The sequence below is a fragment of the Streptomyces sp. NPDC090021 genome (genome assembly GCF_044748225.1).
In the GTDB taxonomy this organism is placed as follows: Bacteria; Actinomycetota; Actinomycetes; order Streptomycetales; family Streptomycetaceae; genus Streptomyces.
In genome coordinates, this window is record NZ_JBIVFO010000053.1 from 15,020 (window position 1) to 35,848 (window position 20,829).

At 71.3% G+C, this 20,829-nt stretch carries 18 protein-coding genes and 1 riboswitch; of the genes, 11 read left to right on the plus strand and 7 right to left on the minus strand.

All coding sequences use genetic code 11. The features are described 5' to 3' along the window. Positions 1 to 54: 54 nt before the first annotated feature. On the minus strand, positions 55 to 2,424 hold the full coding sequence (gene glgX, locus ACIPXC_RS31275) for a glycogen debranching protein GlgX (RefSeq protein WP_401624773.1): 2,370 nt from the start codon (positions 2,422 to 2,424) through the stop codon (positions 55 to 57). A 183-nt stretch (positions 2,425 to 2,607) separates the two neighbouring features. On the opposite strand from glgX, the gene ACIPXC_RS31280 reads away from it, so the two are divergent. From ACIPXC_RS31280 to ACIPXC_RS31325, 10 genes are all read left to right on the plus strand, one after another. Next, positions 2,608 to 3,828 carry an Ig-like domain-containing protein gene (locus ACIPXC_RS31280; RefSeq protein ID WP_401624819.1) on the plus strand — a complete coding sequence of 407 codons (1,221 nt, stop codon included), beginning with the start codon at positions 2,608 to 2,610 and terminating at the stop codon, positions 3,826 to 3,828. A 165-nt stretch (positions 3,829 to 3,993) separates the two neighbouring features. Then, complete coding sequence (locus ACIPXC_RS31285) at positions 3,994 to 6,237, plus strand: choice-of-anchor A family protein (RefSeq protein WP_401624775.1); 2,244 nt, start codon at positions 3,994 to 3,996, stop codon at positions 6,235 to 6,237. A 30-nt stretch (positions 6,238 to 6,267) separates the two neighbouring features. Further along, positions 6,268 to 7,122, plus strand: a complete 855-nt coding sequence (locus ACIPXC_RS31290; RefSeq protein ID WP_401624777.1) for a collagen binding domain-containing protein — start codon at positions 6,268 to 6,270, stop codon at positions 7,120 to 7,122. 97 nt (positions 7,123 to 7,219) lie between these two features. After that, entirely contained in the window at positions 7,220 to 7,927 is a 708-nt protein-coding gene (locus ACIPXC_RS31295) for a L,D-transpeptidase family protein (RefSeq protein WP_401624779.1), read from the plus strand. A 144-nt stretch (positions 7,928 to 8,071) separates the two neighbouring features. After that, complete coding sequence (locus tag ACIPXC_RS31300) at positions 8,072 to 9,292, plus strand: Ig-like domain-containing protein (RefSeq protein WP_401624821.1); 1,221 nt, start codon at positions 8,072 to 8,074, stop codon at positions 9,290 to 9,292. Positions 9,293 to 9,388: 96 nt separating this feature from the next. Then, positions 9,389 to 10,156 (plus strand): enoyl-CoA hydratase/isomerase family protein, encoded by a 768-nt coding sequence (locus ACIPXC_RS31305; protein ID WP_381750044.1) that lies wholly within the window; start codon positions 9,389 to 9,391, stop codon positions 10,154 to 10,156. A 243-nt stretch (positions 10,157 to 10,399) separates the two neighbouring features. Continuing rightward, positions 10,400 to 10,912 carry an ATP-binding protein gene (locus ACIPXC_RS31310; RefSeq protein WP_401624782.1) on the plus strand — a complete coding sequence of 171 codons (513 nt, stop codon included), beginning with the start codon at positions 10,400 to 10,402 and terminating at the stop codon, positions 10,910 to 10,912. Positions 10,913 to 11,275: 363 nt separating this feature from the next. Further along, positions 11,276 to 12,085: a polysaccharide deacetylase family protein gene (locus tag ACIPXC_RS31315; RefSeq protein WP_401624784.1), complete on the plus strand. Its 810-nt coding sequence runs from the start codon at positions 11,276 to 11,278 to the stop codon at positions 12,083 to 12,085. Beyond that, positions 12,082 to 13,269, plus strand: a complete 1,188-nt coding sequence (locus ACIPXC_RS31320; protein WP_401624786.1) for a YncE family protein — start codon at positions 12,082 to 12,084, stop codon at positions 13,267 to 13,269. The genes ACIPXC_RS31315 and ACIPXC_RS31320 overlap by 4 nt, the downstream gene beginning before the upstream one ends. A gap of 140 nt (positions 13,270 to 13,409) precedes the next feature. Further along, positions 13,410 to 13,622, plus strand: a complete 213-nt coding sequence (locus ACIPXC_RS31325; protein WP_401624788.1) for an EF-hand domain-containing protein — start codon at positions 13,410 to 13,412, stop codon at positions 13,620 to 13,622. A gap of 49 nt (positions 13,623 to 13,671) precedes the next feature. On the opposite strand, the gene ACIPXC_RS31330 is transcribed toward ACIPXC_RS31325, so the two are convergent. After that, positions 13,672 to 14,229, minus strand: coding sequence for a PadR family transcriptional regulator (locus ACIPXC_RS31330; RefSeq protein WP_401624790.1), 558 nt, complete (start codon positions 14,227 to 14,229; stop codon positions 13,672 to 13,674). Positions 14,230 to 14,345: 116 nt separating this feature from the next. Between ACIPXC_RS31330 and ACIPXC_RS31335 the strand changes: the two genes are divergently transcribed. After that, positions 14,346 to 15,077 (plus strand): flavodoxin family protein, encoded by a 732-nt coding sequence (locus ACIPXC_RS31335; RefSeq protein WP_401624792.1) that lies wholly within the window; start codon positions 14,346 to 14,348, stop codon positions 15,075 to 15,077. Positions 15,078 to 15,197: 120 nt separating this feature from the next. On the opposite strand, the gene ACIPXC_RS31340 is transcribed toward ACIPXC_RS31335, so the two are convergent. From ACIPXC_RS31340 to gcvT, 5 genes are all read right to left on the minus strand, one after another. Then, a complete protein-coding gene (locus ACIPXC_RS31340; RefSeq protein WP_401624794.1) occupies positions 15,198 to 15,698 on the minus strand; it encodes a hypothetical protein in 501 nt (166 codons plus the stop codon). A gap of 137 nt (positions 15,699 to 15,835) precedes the next feature. Further along, the gene (locus tag ACIPXC_RS31345; protein ID WP_030846770.1) at positions 15,836 to 17,218 is read right to left on the minus strand and encodes an L-serine ammonia-lyase; all 1,383 of its coding nucleotides are present in this window, start codon (positions 17,216 to 17,218) and stop codon (positions 15,836 to 15,838) included. A 264-nt stretch (positions 17,219 to 17,482) separates the two neighbouring features. Then, the gene (gene glyA / locus ACIPXC_RS31350) at positions 17,483 to 18,739 is read right to left on the minus strand and encodes a serine hydroxymethyltransferase (RefSeq protein WP_401624797.1); all 1,257 of its coding nucleotides are present in this window, start codon (positions 18,737 to 18,739) and stop codon (positions 17,483 to 17,485) included. Positions 18,740 to 18,754: 15 nt separating this feature from the next. Next, positions 18,755 to 19,135 carry a glycine cleavage system protein GcvH gene (gene gcvH / locus ACIPXC_RS31355; protein ID WP_030846773.1) on the minus strand — a complete coding sequence of 127 codons (381 nt, stop codon included), beginning with the start codon at positions 19,133 to 19,135 and terminating at the stop codon, positions 18,755 to 18,757. 103 nt (positions 19,136 to 19,238) lie between these two features. Further along, complete coding sequence (gene gcvT, locus ACIPXC_RS31360) at positions 19,239 to 20,354, minus strand: glycine cleavage system aminomethyltransferase GcvT (protein ID WP_386462308.1); 1,116 nt, start codon at positions 20,352 to 20,354, stop codon at positions 19,239 to 19,241. Positions 20,355 to 20,525: 171 nt separating this feature from the next. Next, positions 20,526 to 20,629, minus strand: a riboswitch (glycine riboswitch). Positions 20,630 to 20,829: the final 200 nt, after the last annotated feature.

Sequence of the window (20,829 nt, forward strand, 5' to 3'; positions counted from 1 at the left end):
CCGAGACGGCCGAGCCCCTCGCCGCCGCCGACCGCGCGGCGCCCGCCGCCCTCCTCAAGCGGATGCTCCTGGCGGTCGAGACCCGCCGACCTTCAGCAGCAGCACCGAGCGGGCCGGTACGGTCAGGGTCTCCCCGGCGCGGTGCCGGGTGCCGGGGACGGCGGCCTGCTCCTCCAGAGAGGTGTCCAGGACCAGTTCGTACTCCTCGGCCCACGGCGCCGCCGGCAGCACCCAGGCCGCCGGCCGGTCACCGGTGTGGAGCAGCACGAGGAAGCTGTCGTCCGTCACCTGCCGCCCCCGCTGGTCACGGCCCGGGATGTCCCGCCCCGACAGGTACATCCCCAGCGCGGACGCCGGGGCGTACCAGTCCCGCTCCGTCATCTCCACGCCCGCCGGCGTGAACCAGGCCAGGTCCCGCAGCCCGTCCGCGCCCTGCGGCCGGCCCGAGAAGAACGCCCGCCGCCGCAGCACCGGATGGGCGTGGCGCAGCGAGATCAGCCGGGCCGTCAGGGCGAACAGCGACCGCCACGCCGGATCCTCCAGCAAAGACCAGTCCACCCATCCCGTCTCGTTGTCCTGGCAGTAGGCGTTGTTGTTGCCGCCCTGCGTGCGCCCGAACTCGTCGCCCGCCACCAGCATCGGCACCCCCGTCGACAACAGCAGGGTGGTCAGCAGGTTGCGCAGCTGGCGACGCCGGAGCACGCCGATGCGGGCGTCGTCCGTCTCCCCCTCCGCCCCGCAGTTCCACGACCGGTTGTCGTTGGTCCCGTCCCGGCCCGCCTCCCCGTTCGCGTCGTTGTGCTTGCGCTCGTAGGACACCAGGTCCCGCAGGGTGAAACCGTCGTGCGCGGTCACGAAGTTCACCGAGGCGTACGGGCGCCGCCCGCCCCACGCGTACAGGTCGCTCGACCCCGACAGCCGGTAGCCGAGGTCCCGTACGTCGGGCAGCGCACCCCGCCAGAAGTCCCGTACGGCGTCCCGGTATCGGTCGTTCCACTCCGTCCACAGCGGCGGGAACGCCCCCACCTGGTAGCCGCCGGACCCCACGTCCCACGGCTCGGCGATCAGCTTCACCCGCCGCAGCACCGGGTCCTGCGCGATGACCGCCAGGAACGGCGACAGCATGTCCACGTCGTGCATCGAGCGGGCCAGCGCCGCCGCCAGGTCGAAACGGAAGCCGTCCACCCCCATCTCCGTGACCCAGTAGCGCAACGAGTCCGTGATCAGCCGCAGCACGTGCGGCCGCCCGGCGTGCAGGGTGTTCCCGCAGCCCGTGTAGTCGGCGTACCGCCGCTGGTCGGACTGGAGCCGGTAGTAGCCCCGGTTGTCGAAACCGCGCAGCGACAGCGTGGGCCCCAGCTCACCGGCCTCCGCCGTGTGGTTGTAGACCACGTCGAGGATCACCTCGATCCCGGCCGCGTGCAGCGCCCGGACCATCCGTTTGAACTCGCCGACCTGCTGCCCGGCCGTACCGCTCGACGAGTAGCCCGCGTGCGGGGCGAAGTAGCCGACCGAGTTGTAGCCCCAGTAGTTGCGCAGTCCCTTGCGCAGCAGATGGTCCTCGTGCGCGAACTGGTGCACCGGCAGCAGCTCGACCGCCGTCACGCCCAGCTTCACCAGGTGCTCGACCGCCGCCGGATGGGCCAGGCCCGCGTAGGTCCCGCGCAGCTCCTCGGGAACGCCCGGATGGCGCATCGTGAAGCCGCGCACGTGCAGCTCGTAGATCACCGAATCGGCCCAGGGGGTCTTCGGCCGGACGTCGTCCGCCCAGTCGTCGTCATCGTGCACGACCACGCCCTTGGGCAGATACGGAGCGGAGTCCCGGTCGTCGCGCACGGTGTCCGCGATGTACTGCTGCGGCCAGTCCCGGACGTGCCCGTACACCTCCGGCGGCAGCGTGAAGTCCCCGTCGACGGCCCGTGCGTACGGGTCCAGGAGCAGCTTCGCCGGATTGTGCCGGACTCCCGTCCAGGGGTCCCAGCGGCCGTGCACCCGGAATCCGTACCGCTGCCCCGGGCGCACGCCCGGCACGAAACCGTGCCAGATCTCGTGCGTGAGCTCCGTCAGCAGGCAGCGGGTCTCGGCCCCGCCCTCGTCGAAGAGGCACACCTCCACGGCCTCCGCGCCCTGCGCCCACACGGCGAAGTTGGTGCCCGCGGTCCCGTCCGGACCGTGGTGGAAGCGGGCCCCCAGGGGGTGCGAGGACCCCGGCCACACCGCCGGGGCCGGGTGCGTGTGCGCCCGTACGGGCTGCCCCCTGACCTGGCCGTTCGTCCGGCCGTCCGGCCGTCCGTTCGGCTGATGGCCCGGTGGGCCGCCCGGTTGGCCGTCCACGTGCGGTACGGGCGCGGCCTGTCCGCTCCGTACCCCCGCGACGACGTCGCTGACGGCTTCCACCGCCTCCTGCTCGGCTGCGCTCGACACTGCCCGCCTCCACGGCTCTTCGGTACCGGCGGGGGAAGGGGAGTGTCTGGCCCCGGCGTCCCGGCCCGGGCCCGCCCCCGTCTGGTCCTTCCCACTGTTCTGCCCGGACAGCTCTGCCCGGAACGTGGCCCGCGCTCACGTTTCCCCCGGAGGGGCCCGGTCGTTGGAGGGGACGTGACACTTCTGACGAGGCGGGCAGGGGCGGGCTTGGCCGCCGTGGCGGTGTGGGCGGGCCTGCTCGGCGGGCTGGCCGCCTGCACCCGGGACGGCAAGTCGCCCGTCGAGATCCAGCTCCCCGGCAGAGTCCGCTCGCCGGACGAGGCCATCCGCATCACCCCCGACGACAACGCCAGGGACGTCCCGGCCGACGGCCGGCTGACGGTCACCGTGCCCGAAGGGCGGCTGGAACGGGTCGTGGTGACCAAGGTCGAGGACGCGCAGCAGGAGGAGGTCCCGGGCGCCATCGCCCCCGACGGACTCAGCTGGAGTCCCACCCCGCAGGCGGGACGGCTCGCCCTCGCCGCCAAGTACACCGTGGACGCCGTCGCCCTCGACGGGCACAACCGCCGCCAGGCCCGCCGCACCACCTTCACCACCTACGTTCCCGAAGAGCGGTTCATCGGCTACTTCAAGCCCGAGAACCGCTCCACCGTCGGTACCGGCATGATCGTCTCCTTCAAGTTCAGCCGCGCCATCGAACGCCGCGCCGAGGTGGAGCGCGCCATCCGGATCACCGCGGAGCCCGCGGTGGGGATCGCCGCCCACTGGTTCGGCAAGGAACGCCTCGACTTCCGGCCCAAGCAGTACTGGAAGCCCGGGACCAAGGTCACCGTGCGGATGGCCCTGCGCGACGTCGAGGGCGCGCCCGGCTCGTACGGGATCCAGTCCAAGACCGTCACCTTCACCGTCGGGCGCTCCCAGATCTCCACCGTGGACGCGGCCGCCCACACCATGGAGGTCCGCCGGGACGGGGAACTGCTGTCGACCGTGCCGATCAGCGCCGGAGCGCCCAAGACCACCACCTACAACGGGAAGATGGTGGTGATGGAGCTCTTCGACGTCACCCGGATGAACGGCCAGACCGTGGGCTTCGGGGGCGAGTACGACATCCCCGACGTCCCGCACGCCATGCGCCTCACCAACTCCGGGACCTTCCTGCACGGGAACTACTGGTCCAGCCCCGACACCTTCGGCAGCACCAACGTGAGCCACGGCTGCGTGGGCCTGCGCGACGACAAGGGCGGCGGCTCCGACACCCCGGCGGGCTGGTTCTTCGACCGGACCCTGATCGGTGACGTGATCGAGGTCGTCAACTCGCAGGACAAGACGGTCGCCGCCGACAACGGGCTCGGCGGCTGGAACATGTCCTGGGCGGACTGGGTGGCCGGCTCCGCTCTCGGCTGAACGGCGCACAGGCCTCCATACGAGTGATTCGTGTGATCGGAATGCCGTAGCGGAGAGTGTCCGCCCACCGCGCCGCCGACCCCTGCCCCAGCCTGTCAAAGCGCAGCGGAGCGTATCCATGCGTACCAGGGCATATCGGGCAGCAGTGGAATCGGACGGAGCGTCATGTCAGCAAGGAACTGGACCCTCGGACTCGCGGTCGGCGCTGTACTGGCCGCCGCGGCGCCCACGGCCGTCGCCGCCGGTCCCGGCACCGACCGGCCGGTGGCAGCGGCCCGGGCGCCGCTGCCGGACGGGCTCGGTCCCTGCGTTCCGGGCCGCTGCCCGGACCCTTACCCGCCGGTCAACAGCGACGGCGTCCTGCGGGGCCGGGACAACGGCATCAACATCTTCGCCGGCGGCGACTTCCGGGTCCGGGGACGGGCCTCCGAGGCCGAGGGCCGCCTCGTCGTCCTCGGCGACTTCGACCAGGACAAGGTGGCGGGCGGCGACAGCCGCTACAACGTCGGGATCGTCGGAGCCGGATCACTCGTACCGCCGCCCGACGGGGCCGACTTCCTCACCACCGGCGGAGGCGTCACCGTCGCCGCCGGCGAACGGCTGCTCGCCGACGGCGGCGTGGTCCGGCACGCGGGCGCCGTCACCGGGGTGGTCTCCGGCCGCCTGGTCCCCGACCCCGCCGCCGTGACCCCGTACGCCGGACTGCGCGACCGGCTCAGCGCCGCCAGCCAGTGCTACGCCCGGGTCGACGGCCGGCCCCGCCCGGCCACCGGCACCGTCGCCAACCGCGGCTACGAGACCCTCTTCACCGGCGACAACACCTCCGCGCTCCAGGTCTTCAACGTGGACGCGGACATGGTCGGCAACGGCGGCGGCATGCAGGGCATCCGCTTCGACCGGATCCCGGCCGGGGCCACCGTCCTGGTCAACGTCCTGGGCGTCGACCGCACCATCAACACCTACAGCGGCGGCCTCCAGGACACCGACCCCCTGAACGCCTACCGTGACCGGCTGCTGTGGAACTTCCCCGACGCCACCACCGTGCGGCTGACTGGTGGCGGCCAGTTCCAGGGCAGCTTCCTGATGGGGCAGCAGCGCTCCGAGACCACGATCACCCTGCCCGGCATCAACGGCCGCTTCTTCACCACCGGCTCCGTCACCCATGGCAGCGAGACCGTCGGCGGCGGCGGCCAGGAGTTCCACGCCTACCCCTTCAACGGGGACCTGCCCGACTGCGCAGGCCCGACCCCGGTGACCGGCTCGGTCTCCGTCCTCAAGCGGGACGCGGCGACGGGCGCGGCGCTCGCGGGAGCGCAGTTCGAGCTGTGGCGGGAGAGCAACAGAACGGCGGGGCTGCAGCCCACCGGCCCGGACGCCGACACCCTGGTCACCCGGTGCACCACCCCGGCGAGCGGCCTGTGCGAGGAGACCACCGGGCTCGGCACGTACTACTGGCGCGAGACCCAGGCGCCCCCCGGGTACGAGCAGCCCGCCCAGCCCGTCCGCGAGCTGACCCTGACCACCGAGAACGCGCAGACCGGAGTCCGGTACGAGGCGGACAACCGGCGCAGCCCCGAGCCGCCGGACGGCGCCCGGGTGGTGCTGCGCAAGACGGACGCGGCGACGGGCGCGGCACTGCCCGGCGCGGAGTTCGAGCTGTGGCGGGAGAGCAACGACACCTCCGGCCTCCAGACCGCCACCCCGGGCGGTGACACCCGGCTGGACGGCGCCTGCGTCACCGACGCCGGGGGCACCTGCACGGTGGAACTCCCGGTCGGGCAGACGTACTACTGGCGGGAGACCGCGGTCCCGGCCGGATACGAACCGCCGGCGGACCCGGTCACGCGCTTCGACCTGACCGCGGACGACGTGGCGGACGGCATCGTCGTCACCGTCCCGAACACCGCGAGCCGGCGGTACGAGGGCTCCATCCGGGTCCTGAAGCAGGACGCCAAGACCGGGCGGCCGCTGCGCGGCGCGGTGTTCGAGGTGTGGCACGAGAGCAACGACACCGCAGGCCTGCAGATGCGGGGCAGCAACCCCGACCGCAGGGTGGCGGACGGCTGCGCCACCGACCGCGGCGGGGTCTGCGACTTCGGCCCGTTCCCCGCGGGCTCGTACTACCTGGTCGAGACGGCCGTGCCCGAGGGCTACGCGCTGCCCGCGGACCGGGTCACCGGTCCGCTGACGCTGGACGCCGGCACCCCGGACCGCCGCCTCGTGGTCACGCTCCGGAACGAGCGCGACGGCCACGGCAAGGGCAAGGGCGACCACGGCAAGGGTGACCACGGCCACGGAAAGGGCGGCCACGGCAAGGGCGACCACGGCCACGGCAAGGGCGACGGTGGCCACCACCAGAAGCCGAAGCGCCCCGGGCACCCGAAGGACGCCGAGGGCCCCCGGGCCTGATCCCCGGTCCAGGACGACGGACGGAGCGGCATGACAGCCAGGACGACGAGGGCGTGGCTCATCGGTCCCGCCGCCGCGGCGGTGCTCGCCACGGCGGCCCCGGCCGCCCTTGCCGCACCGCCCGCGGCACCGCCCGGCACCGCCGAGGTGGTGCTGCGCAGTACCGATCTGGACACCGGAACGCCCCTGCCCGGAGCCCGGTTCGAGCTGTGGCGCGAGACCAACGACCGGGCCGGGCTCCAGAGCACCGGTCAGGGAGCCGACCAGAAGTCGGCCCACGGCTGCGTGACCGACCCGAAGGGCCTGTGCACCATGGTGCCGGCGACCGGCGAGACGTACTACGCGGTGCAGGTCGCCGTCCCCGCCGGCTACGAGCCGCCGGTCGAACCCTTCACCGGCTTCGACTTCGGCGAGGACGCCGCCCGCAACGGGCTCGTCGTCAGCGTCCCGAACCGGCGCCGGGACGCGGCGTACGGCGGCGGGGTCCGGGTCCGGACGAAGGACGGCAAGACCGGTGCCCCGCTGCACGGCGCGGTGTTCGAAGTGTGGCGGGAGACCGATGGCACCGTCGGCCTGCAGACCGCGGGCGTCGCCGCGGACCAGCGCGTCCGGCCCGGCTGTGCCACCGACGCCGACGGCGTCTGCGACTTCGAAGGGCTCGCCGACGGCGCGTACTTCCTGGTCACCAAGGACGTTCCCGAGGGCTACGTGATGCCGAAGGCGCCGGTGGCCGGCCCCTGGCGGCTGGACGCCGGGTCCGGGCGCCGGCTCCTGCTCATCGTCCCCGTCGGGCGTGCCGAGCGGATCCCCGAGGTGGGCGAGGACCAGGGCCGCCGCAAGGGGCACCCGCCCCGGACCGCTCGCGCCGGTGCGCCGCCGGAGTGACCTCCTCACCCCGGCGGCGCAGCAGCGCGAGCCGTGGCCCGGCCGTACGGGTTGGCTGGGCCGTGACCAGCGTGCTCACAGACCCGAGGAGGCCCGCATGGCCGTACGTCAGGGGACCGGCTCGATAGCGCGGGTGGCCGTGTTCGGCGCCCTGCTCGCACTCGCGGGCACCCACCCGTCCACTGCGGTGGCCGCCCCGGTGGAACCGGAGAGCGCGTGCACGGCGGGCACCGGCCCCTACCAGCGGGAGCTGGAGGACCACGTGGGCCGGCCGGTCGACGGGGTGCAGTCCACGGCGGACTGCTACGCGGTACGCGCCTTCCAGCGCGCCAACGGCGTCAGCCCCGCCGACGGCTACCCGGGCGTCGCCACCTACCGCACGATGCTCGTCGTCCAGGCCCGCCCCGATCCCAACGCCGCCGGCGACTGCCCCGAGCGCGACCACCGCGTCACGTGCGTCGACCTCGACCGCCAGCTGCTGTGGGTGCAGCGGGGGAGCCGGGTCGTCTTCCCGCCCGTGCCCATCCGCACCGGCCGCGACTACCAGGAGACCCGGACCGGCTGGCACGAGGTGTACTGGCGCAACAAGGACCACGTCTCCACGCTGTACGGCACGCGCATGCCGCACGCCCAGTTCTTCGACGGGGGTCAGGCCCTGCACGGATCCCCCGGCTCCCTCTACGGAACCGGTGGTTCCGCAGGCTGCGTCAACCTCACCGAACCGGACGCGAAGCGCCTCTGGGACCTGCTCACCGAGGGCGACGCCGTCTACGTCTGGGGCGTCAAGCCGGGCACGGAGGACTGATACGCAAGCCGCCACGGCCCCTTCGCGGCGGTTGGGACGGAACGGTGACAAGACCGTGGCTCTTCGTGATCCTCCCGTGTGATTTCCTGTCGACATGCGCGCGACAGTCCGCGCGCGGGGGACATGGGGAGAACACGAGTGAACCTGCAGCCGATACGCGGCCGCGCCCGCACCGGCCTGCCGGCCCTTCTGCTGGGAGCGGCCCTGCTGTTCACCACCGCCTGCGGCGGCGGTGGTGGCGGCAACAACAGCAGCAGCGGCAGCGACAACGCCGGGGGCGGCGGCAACACCGGTACCGAGGCCTCGAAGGCCGTCGTCAACGTCAAGCCCGACGACGGGGCCAAGGAGGTCGCCACCAGCGGCGTCCTGAAGATCACGAGCGCGGGCGGCAAGCTCAGCACGGTGACCGTCGCCGACACCAAGGGCAATGCGGTCGAGGGCAAGCTCTCCGACGACGGCGCGAGCTGGGAGCCGGTCCGCCACCTCGCCTCGGCCACCGAGTACAAGGTGCACGCGGTCGCCAAGGACGAGGCCGGCCGGGAGTCCGTCAAGGACACCGGCTTCACGACCCTGACCCCGACCAACACCTTCGTCGGCCACTACACGCCCGAGGACGGCACGACCGTCGGCGTGGGCATGCCGGTCTCGATCAACTTCACCCGTGGCATCACCAACCCCGAGGCCGTGGAGAAGGCCATCACCGTGACCGCCGAGCCGGCCGTGCCGATCGAGGGCCACTGGTTCGGCAACGACCGCCTCGACTTCCGCCCCGAGAACTACTGGGCCGCGGGCACCAAGGTCACCGTCAAGCTCGCCCTCGACGGCGTGGAGGGCCGCCCCGGCGTGTACGGCAAGCAGACCCGCACCGTCACCTTCACCATCGGCCGGTCCCAGGTCTCGACGGTCGACGCGGCCGCGCACACGATGCAGGTCGTCCGCGACGGCCAGGTCCTCAGGGACGTCCCGATCACCGCGGGCGCCCCCTCGACCACGACCTACAACGGTCAGATGGTCATCAGCGAGAAGTACAAGGTCACGCGGATGAACGGCGCGACCGTCGGCTTCGGCGGCGAGTACGACATCTCCGACGTCCCGCACGCCATGCGCCTGTCGCAGTCGGGCACCTTCGTGCACGGCAACTATTGGGCCCCTTCCAGCACCTTCGGCTCGGCGAACGTCAGCCACGGCTGCGTCGGACTCAAGGACGTCCGCGGCGCGGGCGACTCCAAGCAGCCCGCCGCCTGGTTCTTCGACGAGTCGCTGATCGGTGACGTGATCGTCGTGAAGAACTCGAAGGACAAGCAGATCGCCCCGGACAACGGCCTCAACGGCTGGAACATGCCGTGGGCGGAGTGGATCAAGTAACCGCTGCGCGTACGCCCCGCACGTGATCCCGGTGGCCCGGTGCTGTGACCCACGGCACCGGGCCGCTTCGGGTTAACCGGCGCTAACCTGACCCGTATGACCATCTCTCTCGAAGTCTCCGAAGGCGTCGGCACCATCCGCCTGGACCGGCCGCCCATGAACGCCCTGGACATCGCCACCCAGGACCGGCTGCGCGAGCTCGCGGTGGAGGCGACCGACCGGGCGGACGTCCGCGCGGTCGTCATCTACGGCGGCGAGAAGGTGTTCGCGGCGGGCGCGGACATCAAGGAGATGCAGACGATGGACCACGCGGCGATGGTCGTCCGGTCCCGTGCGCTGCAGGACGCCTTCACCGCGGTCGCCCGCATCCCCAAGCCCGTCGTCGCCGCGATCACCGGCTACGCGCTGGGCGGTGGTTGCGAACTCGCGCTGTGCGCCGACTACCGGATCGCCGCCGACAACGCCAAGCTCGGCCAGCCCGAGATCCTGCTCGGCCTGATCCCCGGCGCGGGCGGTACCCAGCGGCTGTCCCGGCTGGTCGGCCCCTCCCGGGCCAAGGACCTGATCTTCACCGGCCGGATGGTCAAGGCCGACGAGGCGTTCACCCTGGGCCTGGTCGACCGGGTGGTGCCCGCGGCCGAGGTGTACGAGCAGGCGCACGCCTGGGCGGCCCGGCTCGCGCAGGGTCCGGCGATCGCGCTGCGCGCCGCGAAGGAGTGCGTGGACGCGGGTCTGGAGGCCGACATCGACACCGGGCTCACCATCGAACGCAACTGGTTCGCGGGCCTGTTCGCCACCGAGGACCGTGAGCGCGGCATGCGCAGTTTCGTCGAAGAGGGCCCGGGCAAGGCGAAGTTCGTCTGAGCCGCGGCGGGCGGTCCTCCCTGGGGGTGGATTAGCCAGGCCTTAAGGCAGCCTTAAGCGGAATAGGTGATCAACTCCGCGTGATCGCTCCCGTGCGATGCGTCACGCCAGGTCAGGGCCGGTTTTCAGGCCCCCTTGTTGCCTGCCGCATATGACAGGGCACCCCCTTGGATTGGTTGAATCCAGGGGGTGTTTTCCTGTGGAACGGCCCGGAGGGGCGGGCCGGCCGTCCATGATGGGTGCATGGCGGGCCTGGAGGGTGTGGAACAGCCGCGGCAACGCGGCGGTGCTTCGGCGGTACGGCTCACGGCGGCGGTCGAGGAGGAACAGGGCCTCAGGGCGCTGGAGTTGTTCGGCAATCCGGCCGAGGCCGAAGTGACCTTGCCGTCCATGCCCGAGTCGGCCGGCACCGCGCGGCGGCTCACCCAGTGCGTGGTGATCCGCCTCTGGGGCCTCTCGCCCCAGATCTCCGAGCATGCCGTGCTGCTGGTCTCGGAACTCGTCGGCAACGCGGTCCGTCATACCGGCGCCCGCTCCTTCGGCTTACGCATGCTGCGGCGGCGCGGCTGGATCCGGGTGGAGGTGCGCGATCCCTCGCGCGGGCTTCCGTGTCTGATGCCCGTCCACGAGCTGGACACCACGGGCCGCGGCCTCTTCCTCGTCGACAAGCTCTCCGACCGCTGGGGTGCCGACCTGCTGCCCCGGGGGAAGATCACCTGGTTCGAGATGCGGGTCGCCGACCGCCAGAACGCCTGAAGCCCCCGGTGCGCCGTGTGGGGCGGTGTGGGGGCTTCATGGGTGTGCCGGGGATCGAAGGGGGTGTGATCCTCGGTGTGGCGACTTCGCTCGGGTCAAGGGGAAGTCGTGCTTTCGACTATGACAGACGAGGGCTCGAACGCCAAAAGTCCCTACTTGGACATAAGTGTGCAAATCCCAAGACTTTCTAGCTAAATCCTAGGTGAGGTGGGCCACGCACCTCGCAATCCATGAATAAGTATCGACTGCTCTGAGTGAATCGTTGATCACGTGGTGGATGGGGTGCCCGATTGGGCCCGTCAGTGAACGCCCCGAAATGGTTCAATCATTACCTTCCGGGTCATTCGCCTCTTAAATGGGCAAGTGCTCTCACAACCAGGCCGCCGCGCGGCCCTCCGTGCGGCTCTGCGCGCTGCCGGTCTCGGTGCGGCCGGCGCCGCGGCGGCCGGTCTCACCGCCGGGTGCGGCCCGGGTCGTGCGCCCTCCGCGGCCACCACCCCGCCCCCCGGCCCGGCCCGGCCGGCCGAGCCCGCCCGCGCGGCACCGGCCGCCCCGCGCCGGTTCGCCGGGCAGCCCGTCGAGATCGGTCACGGTCCCCGCGACCGCGACCGGGTCGCACTCACCTTCCACGGCAACGGCGATCCCGCCCTCGCGCGCGCGGCGCTGGCCGCGGCGGAGAAGGGCGGCGCGCGGGTCACCGTACTGGCGATCGGCGCCTGGCTCGACGCCCACCCGGACATGGCCCGCCGGATCCTCGACGGCGGTCACGAACTCGGCAACCACACCCAGCGACACCTCGCGATCAACGACATGACCAAGGCGGAGGCCCATGCCGAGATCACCGGCTGCGCCCAGCGCCTGAAGAGGCTCACCGGCTCCATCGGCACCTGGTTCCGGCCCTCCCAGACGCAGCATGCGACACCGCTCGTCCAGAAACTGGCCCAGCGGGCGGGCTACCCGCACGTCCTCTCGTACGACGTCGACTCCCTCGACTTCACCTCGCCCGGCGCCGCGGCCGTCCTGCGCACCGTCACCGGGACGATCCGGCCCGGATCCGTGGTGAGCCTGCACTTCGGCTACGCGGACACGGTCGACGCGATGCCTTCCCTCCTCGCAGAACTCGCGCGCCGCAGACTGCGCGCGGTGACCACCACGGAGCTGCTGACGCCATGAAGACCACCCGCCTTACCCGGAATGCCGGCGTGCTGCTGGCCGGTCTGGTCCTTACCGCCCTCTCCGGCTGCGGATCAGCGGAAAGGGGACCTGCCGAGGCACTCGGCACCAAGGGCCCGGCCGAGCCGGCCAAGGCCGTGCCGGCCGCCCCGCCCGGGCTGCCGGGCATGCCGCCCCTGCTGGACCCGAACGACGTCTACGCGGCGGACCGGCCGGGCAAGCTCTCCCCGGTGGTCAAGGACTTCCCGTCCCGCGTCTACGTGCCGAACACCAACTCCAACACGGTGTCCGTCATCGACCCCGAGACCTACAAGGTCATCGACACCATCCCGGTCGGGATCCAGCCCCAGCACGTCGTGCCCTCCTGGGACCTGAAGACCCTGTGGGTCAACAACAACCGGGGCCACACGCTCACCCCGATCAACCCCGCGACCGGCGAGGCCGGCAAGCCCGTCGAAGTGCACGACCCGTACAACCTGTACTTCACGCCCAACGGCAAGTACGCGATCGTCATGGCCTCGATGGACAGGGAACTGGTCTTCCGCGACCCCCACACCATGGACCGCGTGAAGACCGTCCCGGTGACCTGCTACGGCGTCAACCACGCGGACTTCTCCGCCGACGGCCGCTACTTCATCGTGAGCTGCGAGTTCTCCGGCGAACTGCTCAAGGTGGACACCGAGCGGATGGAGGTCGTCGGCCAGCAGAAGCTGCCCTTCGAGGGCGCCATGCCGCAGGACGTCAAGGTCTCCCCGGACGGCAAGACCTTCTTCGTCGCCGACATGATGGCGCACGGCATGTGGGTGCTCAGCGGTGACACGTTCGAGACCCCCAAGCTGCTGCCCACCGGCGAGGGCTGCCACGGCCTCTACGTGAGCCGCGACTCCAAGGAGATGTACGTCTCCAACCGCGGCGAGGGCACCGTCTCCGTCTACAACTTCCCGCAGAAGAAGCTCACCAAGAAGTGGACGCTGCCGGACGGCGGCAGCCCCGACATGGGCGGCGTCTCCGCCGACGGCAAGGTGCTGTGGCTGTCCGGCCGCTACAACTCCGAGGTGTACGCGATCGACACCGTGACCGGCAAGCAGCTCGCCCGGATCCCGGTGGGCGGCGGCCCCCACGGCCTCGCCGTGTACCCGCAGCCCGGCCGCTACTCGCTCGGCCACACCGGGATCTTCCGCTAGGTCCGGTCGTCGGAGCAGCTCCGCGGGCCGGGCGGGACCTGGACGACGGGCCCGGGGGCGCCCCGGGACCCGGGGGTCCCACCGGCCCCGGGGGCGGCTACCCTGGGCCGGTCAACAAGCACCAAGAAGGGGTGGACCCAGTGGCGGACATCGAGAGCGCACGGGCTACGTTCGACCGGTTCGACGTGAACGGCGACGGCTTCATCACGGCCGACGAGTACAGCGCCGCGATGCGCGCCATGGGCGACGTCCACGTGACCCCGGCCGTCGCGGACTCCGTCGTCGCCTCCAAGGACGCCAACGGCGACAAGCTGCTGAGCTTCGACGAGTTCTGGGCCTCCCTGAACAAGTAGTCTCCCGGTCTGCCGCCCGGGGCCCGCGGGCCCCGGGCGGCAGCCTGCGTCAGGCCGCCGGCCCGGACCCGTCCTCCATGTCACCGACCTCGGCGAGGGCCTCCTGAAGCCAGGTCAGCCAGAACGTCTCCAGGGCGATCCCGCCGTGCAGGACGAGCCGGCGCAGCCGGTCCTCCACGGCGTCGCGCCCCGGCGGGAAGTCCTTCGCCTCGATGGCCTCGTACTGCGCCAGCTGACGCCGGTGCAGTTCCAGATGGCGCCGCAGCTCGGGGCCGAGCCCCTGCGGGCCCACGACGCCCGCCGCCCGGATCCGCAGCAGCAGCGGATCGCGCATCGGCTTGGGGTCCTGGCTCTCCGCGACCCACCGGGCCAGCTCCGCGCCGCCCGCGGGCAGCACCTCGTACTCCTTCTTCTGCCCGCGCACGGGCACCTCGCTGGGCAGCGCCCGGATCAGCCCGGCCTCCTCCAGCCGTCCCAGCTCGCGGTAGATCTGCTGGTGCGTCGCCGACCAGAAGTACCCGATCGACTTGTCGAACCGCCGGGTCAGCTCCAGCCCGGACGAGGGCTTCTCGAGCAGGGCGGTGAGGATGGCGTGCGGCAGGGACATGCCGCCATCCTAGGTTTGCGGGGACCCGGACACCGCGATCACCTCCCCCCGGCCGCCTCCCCCCGTACGGGCCAGGCCCGGTGGCGGCCACCCCGAAGGCTGCGCAGGCTGGGTGCGTGGCTGCCGACGAGAACACACCGAACCCTGCGCGCTACGCCGACCTCACGGCCCTCTACGTCAACTGCACGCTCAAACGCTCGCCCGAGACCAGCAACACCGAGGGCCTGATCGACAAGAGCCGGGCGGTCATGGAGTCCGCGGGCGCCCGCACCTCGCTCATCCGCGCCGTCGACCACGACATCGCGACGGGCGTCTGGCCGGACATGACCGAGCACGGCTGGGAGAGCGACCAGTGGCCGGTCCTCTACAGCCAGGTCATGGACGCCGACATCCTCGTCCTGTGCGGTCCCATCTGGCTCGGCGACAACAGCTCCGTGATGAAGAAGGTGATCGAGCGGCTCTACGCCTGCTCCTCGCTGCTCAACGAGCACGGCCAGTACGCCTACTACGGCCGGGTCGGCGGCGCGCTGATCACCGGCAACGAGGACGGCGTCAAACACTGCGCCATGAACGTCCTCTACAGCCTCCAGCACCTCGGCTACGCGATCCCGCCGCAGGCCGACGCGGGCTGGATCGGCGAGGCCGGCCCGGGCCCGTCCTACCTGGACCCCGGCTCGGGCGGCCCCGAGAACGACTTCACCAACCGCAACACCACCTTCATGTCCTGGAACCTCATGCACCTGGCCGCCCTGCTCAAGCGCTCCGGCGGCATCCCGGCCCACGGAAACCAGCGCTCGGAGTGGGACGCCGGCTGCCGCTTCGACTTCCCCAACCCCGAGCACCGATGAGTCTGGGCGAGCCCGCGGAGCAGCTGCCGGGAATCCGGGCCCTCTGCGCCTCGCGCGACGGATTCGGCGGGCCCGCCAGGAGCCGGCCCGGGGCGCACGGCACCCCGGGCCGGTGGTGGTTCAGCGCGCGATGTCCACGACGAACCGCTCGGGCGAGTGCAGGCTGTAGGCCCGGTAGTAGGGGAGGGTGTCGAAGGCGGCGCCGAAGGTCACGTACCCCTCGTAGTCGCCGGTCATGGCGAGCCCCTTGAGCTTGCTGAGGTGGATCTTCTGCAGCTTGGGGCCGTGGTAGACGCTCTCGCCCGCGTCGTCGTGCGCGGCGGCGGGGTTGAGGCGGATCTCCAGGAAATACTTCCCGGCCAGCGGGACGGGCTTTCCGGACCCGTCGTACACGAGCTGCGCGACGGGCGTGACGGTCACCGTGGGGGCGTACCCCTGCAGGTCGATGACGATCCGGTCAAACGTGGTGTGGCCGCCCCAGCGGGCGTTCACGACGAGCGGGGTCGGGACCTGGGTGGAGGCGAGAGAGGAGGCCGAGGCGGGCGAGGCGAACGCGAGTCCGGCGGCGAGCAGCGCGCCGGAGGCCAGAGCCACGAACCGCCGGAGACGTGTGTGGATCATGTTGTCCCCTCGATTCTCGGGAGACGGGGACTGATGGCACCACCTAGGACGCCGACGCGGACCCGCCGGTTCCGCCCGCTGGGAAAGCGGCGGGGGCCGGGCGTGCGCCGCCCGGCCCCCGCGTCATGCGTGTGCGGTCAGCACTCGATCACGTTGACCGCGAGGCCGCCGCGGGCGGTCTCCTTGTACTTGATCTTCATGTCGGCGCCGGTCTCCTTCATGGTCTTGATGACCTTGTCGAGGGAGACCTTGTGGGAGCCGTCCCCGCGCATCGCCATCTTGGCGGCGGTGACGGCCTTGACCGCGGCCATGCCGTTGCGCTCGATGCAGGGGATCTGCACCAGGCCGCCGACCGGGTCGCAGGTCAGACCCAGGTTGTGCTCCATGCCGATCTCGGCGGCGTTCTCGACCTGCTCCGGGGTGCCGCCCAGGACCTCGGCGAGGGCGCCGGCCGCCATCGAGCAGGCGGAGCCCACCTCGCCCTGGCAGCCGACCTCGGCGCCGGAGATCGAGGCGTTCTCCTTGAACAGCATGCCGATCGCGCCCGCGGCCAGGAGGAAGCGGACCACGCCGTCCTCGTCCGCGCCCGGGACGAAGTTCATGTAGTAGTGCAGGACGGCCGGGAGGACGCCCGCAGCGCCGTTGGTGGGCGCCGTGACGACACGGCCGCCGGCCGCGTTCTCCTCGTTGACCGCCATCGCGTAGATCGTCGTCCACTCGCTGCGGTGCATCATCGGGTCGCCCTCGGTGCGCAGCTGGCGCGCCGTGGAGGCGGCCCGGCGCTTGACCCGCAGGCCGCCGGGGAGGATGCCCTCGCGGGACATGCCGCGCGAGACGCAGGACTGCATGACGCGCCAGATCTCCAGGAGGCCCTCACGGATCTCCTCCTCCGTACGCCAGGCCTTCTCGTTCTCCAGCATCAGGGAGGAGATCGACAGGCCGGTCTCGTTCGCGAGGCGCAGCATCTCGTCGCCGGAGCGGAAGGGGTACTTCAGCACCGTGTCGTCGAGCTTGATCCGGTCCTCGCCGACCGCGTCCTCGTCCACGACGAAGCCGCCGCCGACCGAGTAGTAGGTCTTCTCCAGCAGCGGGGTGCCGGCCTCGTCGTACGCGAAGAGCGTCATGCCGTTCGCGTGGTACGGCAGGGAGCGCCGACGGTGCAGGATCAGCTGGTTCGGCTCGTCGAAGGCGATCTCGTGGCCATCGCCTATCTCGGCGCCCAGCAGGCGCAGGCGGCCGCTCTTGCGGATGCGCTCCACCTCGTCGTCGGCCGTCTCCACGTCCACGGTGCGGGGGGAGTGGCCTTCCAGGCCCAGCAGCACCGCCTTGGGCGTGCCGTGGCCGTGGCCCGTCGCGCCGAGGGAACCGAAGAGCTCGGCCCGCACGGAGGCCGTCTGGGCGAGCACGCCGTCCTTCTTCAGCCGCGTCACGAACATGCGCGCGGCGCGCATCGGACCGACCGTGTGGGAGGAGGAGGGGCCGATGCCGATGGAGAAGAGGTCGAAGACGGAGATGGCCACGGTGGCGGACTCCCTTGTCTGCTCGTGGGGTGGGAGGGGGCAGGAGGGGGATTGTTCGGACTATGTCCGACAGACGAGCTTAACGCGGCCCGGTGAACGACCGGGCTCCCGGCAGGAGTGGGAAGCGTTACGCCGGGATGGCGGGCCGGGGCCGGAGCCGGAGCCGATGGCCGCATCCCCGGGAGGGGGGAGGGAGGGGAGGGGGAAACGGGGGAAGGGCCCGGCCCTGTGCGGTGACCAGGCCGGGCCCTTCCACGCCCACCGCTAGAGCGAGGGGTACAGCGGGAACTTCGCGGCGAGCGCCGAGACGCGCGCCTTGAGGCCCTCGGCGTCGTACGCCGGCTTCAGCGCCTGCGCGATGATCTCGGCGACCTCGGTGAAGGCCTCGGCGTCGAAACCGCGGGTGGCCAGGGCCGGCGTACCGATCCGCAGACCCGAGGTGACCATCGGCGGCCGCGGGTCGTTCGGGATGGCGTTGCGGTTGACCGTGATGCCGACCTCGTGGAGGCGGTCCTCGGCCTGCTGGCCGTCCAGCTCGGAGTTGCGCAGGTCGACCAGGACCAGGTGCACGTCGGTGCCGCCGGTGAGGACGTCCACGCCCACGGCCTTGACGTCGTCCTGGACCAGACGGGCGGCGAGGATCTTCGCGCCCTCCAGGGTGCGCTCCTGGCGCTCCTTGAACTCGGGCGAGGCCGCGACCTTGAAGGAGACGGCCTTGGCCGCGATCACGTGCTCCAGCGGGCCGCCCTGCTGACCGGGGAAGACCGCGGAGTTGATCTTCTTGGCCAGTTCCTGCGTCGACAGGATGACACCGCCGCGCGGACCGCCGAGGGTCTTGTGCGTGGTGGTGGTCACGACGTGGGCGTGCGGCACCGGGTTCGGGTGCAGGCCCGCGGCGACCAGGCCGGCGAAGTGCGCCATGTCGACCATCAGGTACGCGCCGACCTCGTCCGCGATGCGGCGGAAGGCGGCGAAGTCGAGCTGGCGCGGGTAGGCGGACCAGCCGGCGACGATCAGCTGCGGCTTGGACTCCTTGGCGAGGCGCTCGACCTCGGACATGTCCACCTCGCCGGACTCGTCCACGTGGTACGGGACCACGTTGTAGAGCTTGCCGGAGAAGTTGATCTTCATGCCGTGGGTCAGGTGACCACCGTGGGCCAGGTTGAGGCCCATGATCGTGTCGCCCGGCTTGAGCAGCGCGAACATCGCGGCGGCGTTCGCCTGCGCACCGGAGTGCGGCTGGACGTTCGCGGCCTCGGCGCCGAACAGCGCCTTGATGCGGTCGATCGCGATCTGCTCGACCACGTCGACGTGCTCGCAGCCGCCGTAGTAGCGGCGGCCCGGGTAGCCCTCGGCGTACTTGTTGGTGAGGACCGAGCCCTGGGCCTCCATGACGGCGACCGGAGCGAAGTTCTCCGACGCGATCATCTCCAGGGTGGACTGCTGGCGCACGAGCTCCGCGTCGACGGCGGCGGCGACGTCGGGGTCGAGCTCGTGGAGAGGGGTGTTCAGTACAGACATCAGGGTCCCCTGGGGTCAGTTACCGGCGGTGAGCTTGGTGTACTCCTCGAAGGAGAGCGCGTCCTTGGGCTCCTCGGAGAGACGGACCTTGAACAGCCAGCCGCCCTCGAACGGGGCGGTGTTCACGAGCGCCGGGTCGTCGACGACGTCCTGGTTGGCCTCGACGATCTCGCCGGAGACCGGGGAGTACAGGTCGCTGACCGACTTGGTCGACTCCAGCTCGCCGCAGGTCTCGCCCTCGGTCACGGTGTCGCCGACCTCGGGGAGCTGGGCGTAGACGACGTCACCGAGCGCGTTGGCCGCGAACTCCGTGATGCCGACCGTCGCGACGCCGTCCACGACGTCCGACAGCCACTCGTGCTCCTTGGTGTAACGCAGCTTCTCGGGGTTGCTCATGGCCTGATTCTCCTGGATGCGGGGGAGTGGATACGAACTGCGGTCTTGGGTACTGAGACGGCGCCGTACCGGTACACGGACGGCGGACGTCGTGCGCGGAGGGCTACTTCTGCCGCTTGTAGAACGGCAGCGCCACGACCTCGTACGGCTCATGCGTACCGCGAATGTCGACGCCGACGCCGGAGGTGCCGGGCGCGGCGTGCTCCGCGTCCACGTACGCCATGGCGATCGGCTTGCCCAGCGTCGGGGACGGGGCCCCCGAGGTGACCTCGCCGACGACCTCGCCGCCGAAGGTGACGGCGAAGCCGGCGCGCGGGACGCGGCGGCCCTCGGCGATCAGGCCGACCAGCTTGCGGGGCGCCTTGGTCGCGGCCTTCTCGGCGGCGGCCTCCAGGGCGGCGCGGCCGACGAAGTCACCCTCCTTCTCGAACTTCACCACCCGGCCCAGACCCGCGTCGAACGGGGTCAGGGAGGTGGTCAGCTCGTGCCCGTACAGCGGCATGCCCGCTTCCAGGCGCAGGGTGTCGCGGCAGGACAGGCCGGCCGGGACCAGGCCGACGCCCTCGCCGGCCTTGGTCAGCGCCTGCCACAGCTCCACGGCGTGCTCGGGGGCGACGAACAGCTCGAAGCCGTCCTCGCCGGTGTAGCCCGTACGCGCGATCAGCGCGGGCACGCCCGCGACGGTGCCCGGCAGGCCGGCGTAGTACTTCAGGCCGTCCAGGTCGGCGTCGGTGAGCGAGGCCAGGATGCCGGGGGACTCCGGGCCCTGCACCGCGATCAGCGCGTAGGCGTCGCGGTCGTCGCGGACCTCGGTGTCGAAGCCCGCGGCGCGCTCGGTCAGGGCGTCGAGGACCACCTGGGCGTTGGAGGCGTTGGCGACGACCATGTACTCGGTCTCGCCGAGGCGGTAGACGATCAGGTCGTCGACGATCCCGCCGTCCTCCTGGCAGATGTGCGTGTAGCGGGCGCGGCCGACGCCGACGGTCGAGATGTTGCCGACCAGCGCGTAGTCCAGGGCCTTGACGGCCTCCGGGCCGGTCAGCGTGATCTCGCCCATGTGGGACAGGTCGAAGAGACCGGCCCTGGTGCGGACGGCGTTGTGCTCGTCGCGCTCGCTGGCGTACCGCAGCGGCATGTCCCAGCCCGCGAAATCGGTCATGGTCGCACCGAGCGAGCGGTGCAGCGCATCGAGGGCGGTCAGGCGGGGGGCAGTGCTCATGGGTGTGGCTCCCGGGTCCCAGGGCATCGACATGACATGACGAGGACGTTCCTCCCCATCTGTCATCGGAACCTGAGAGGTTCGCCGAGAGTTCCGCCGATTGTCCGATCGCCGGTCACTCCGACTTGCACCTTGGGTGGAGCTGCCGCGCAGCTCGCTTTTCAGATCTGCCTCATCCACGCGGTACGGGGCCTGAGAGATTCAAGGGAGGTTCTTGCTCCTTCGGCGCCCGAGCACGGCCTTGCGGCGTGCCGGGACTCTCCCGCGCGGATTCAAGCGGCCGGTATGCAGTTGGTCCAGATGGCGCACATCATTGCACGGCATGTCCGTGATCGGGGGTCGGGGTCCGAAAGTTCGTATGCCCGTCCGAGCGGGCGGAGCGGAACCGGACATGCCGATTACCGTCTCTTTACACTCAGTGGGGAAGGGCCCCGGTGGCCCTATGCGGGGGAGGCGAGCACTGTGCGGAGATTCG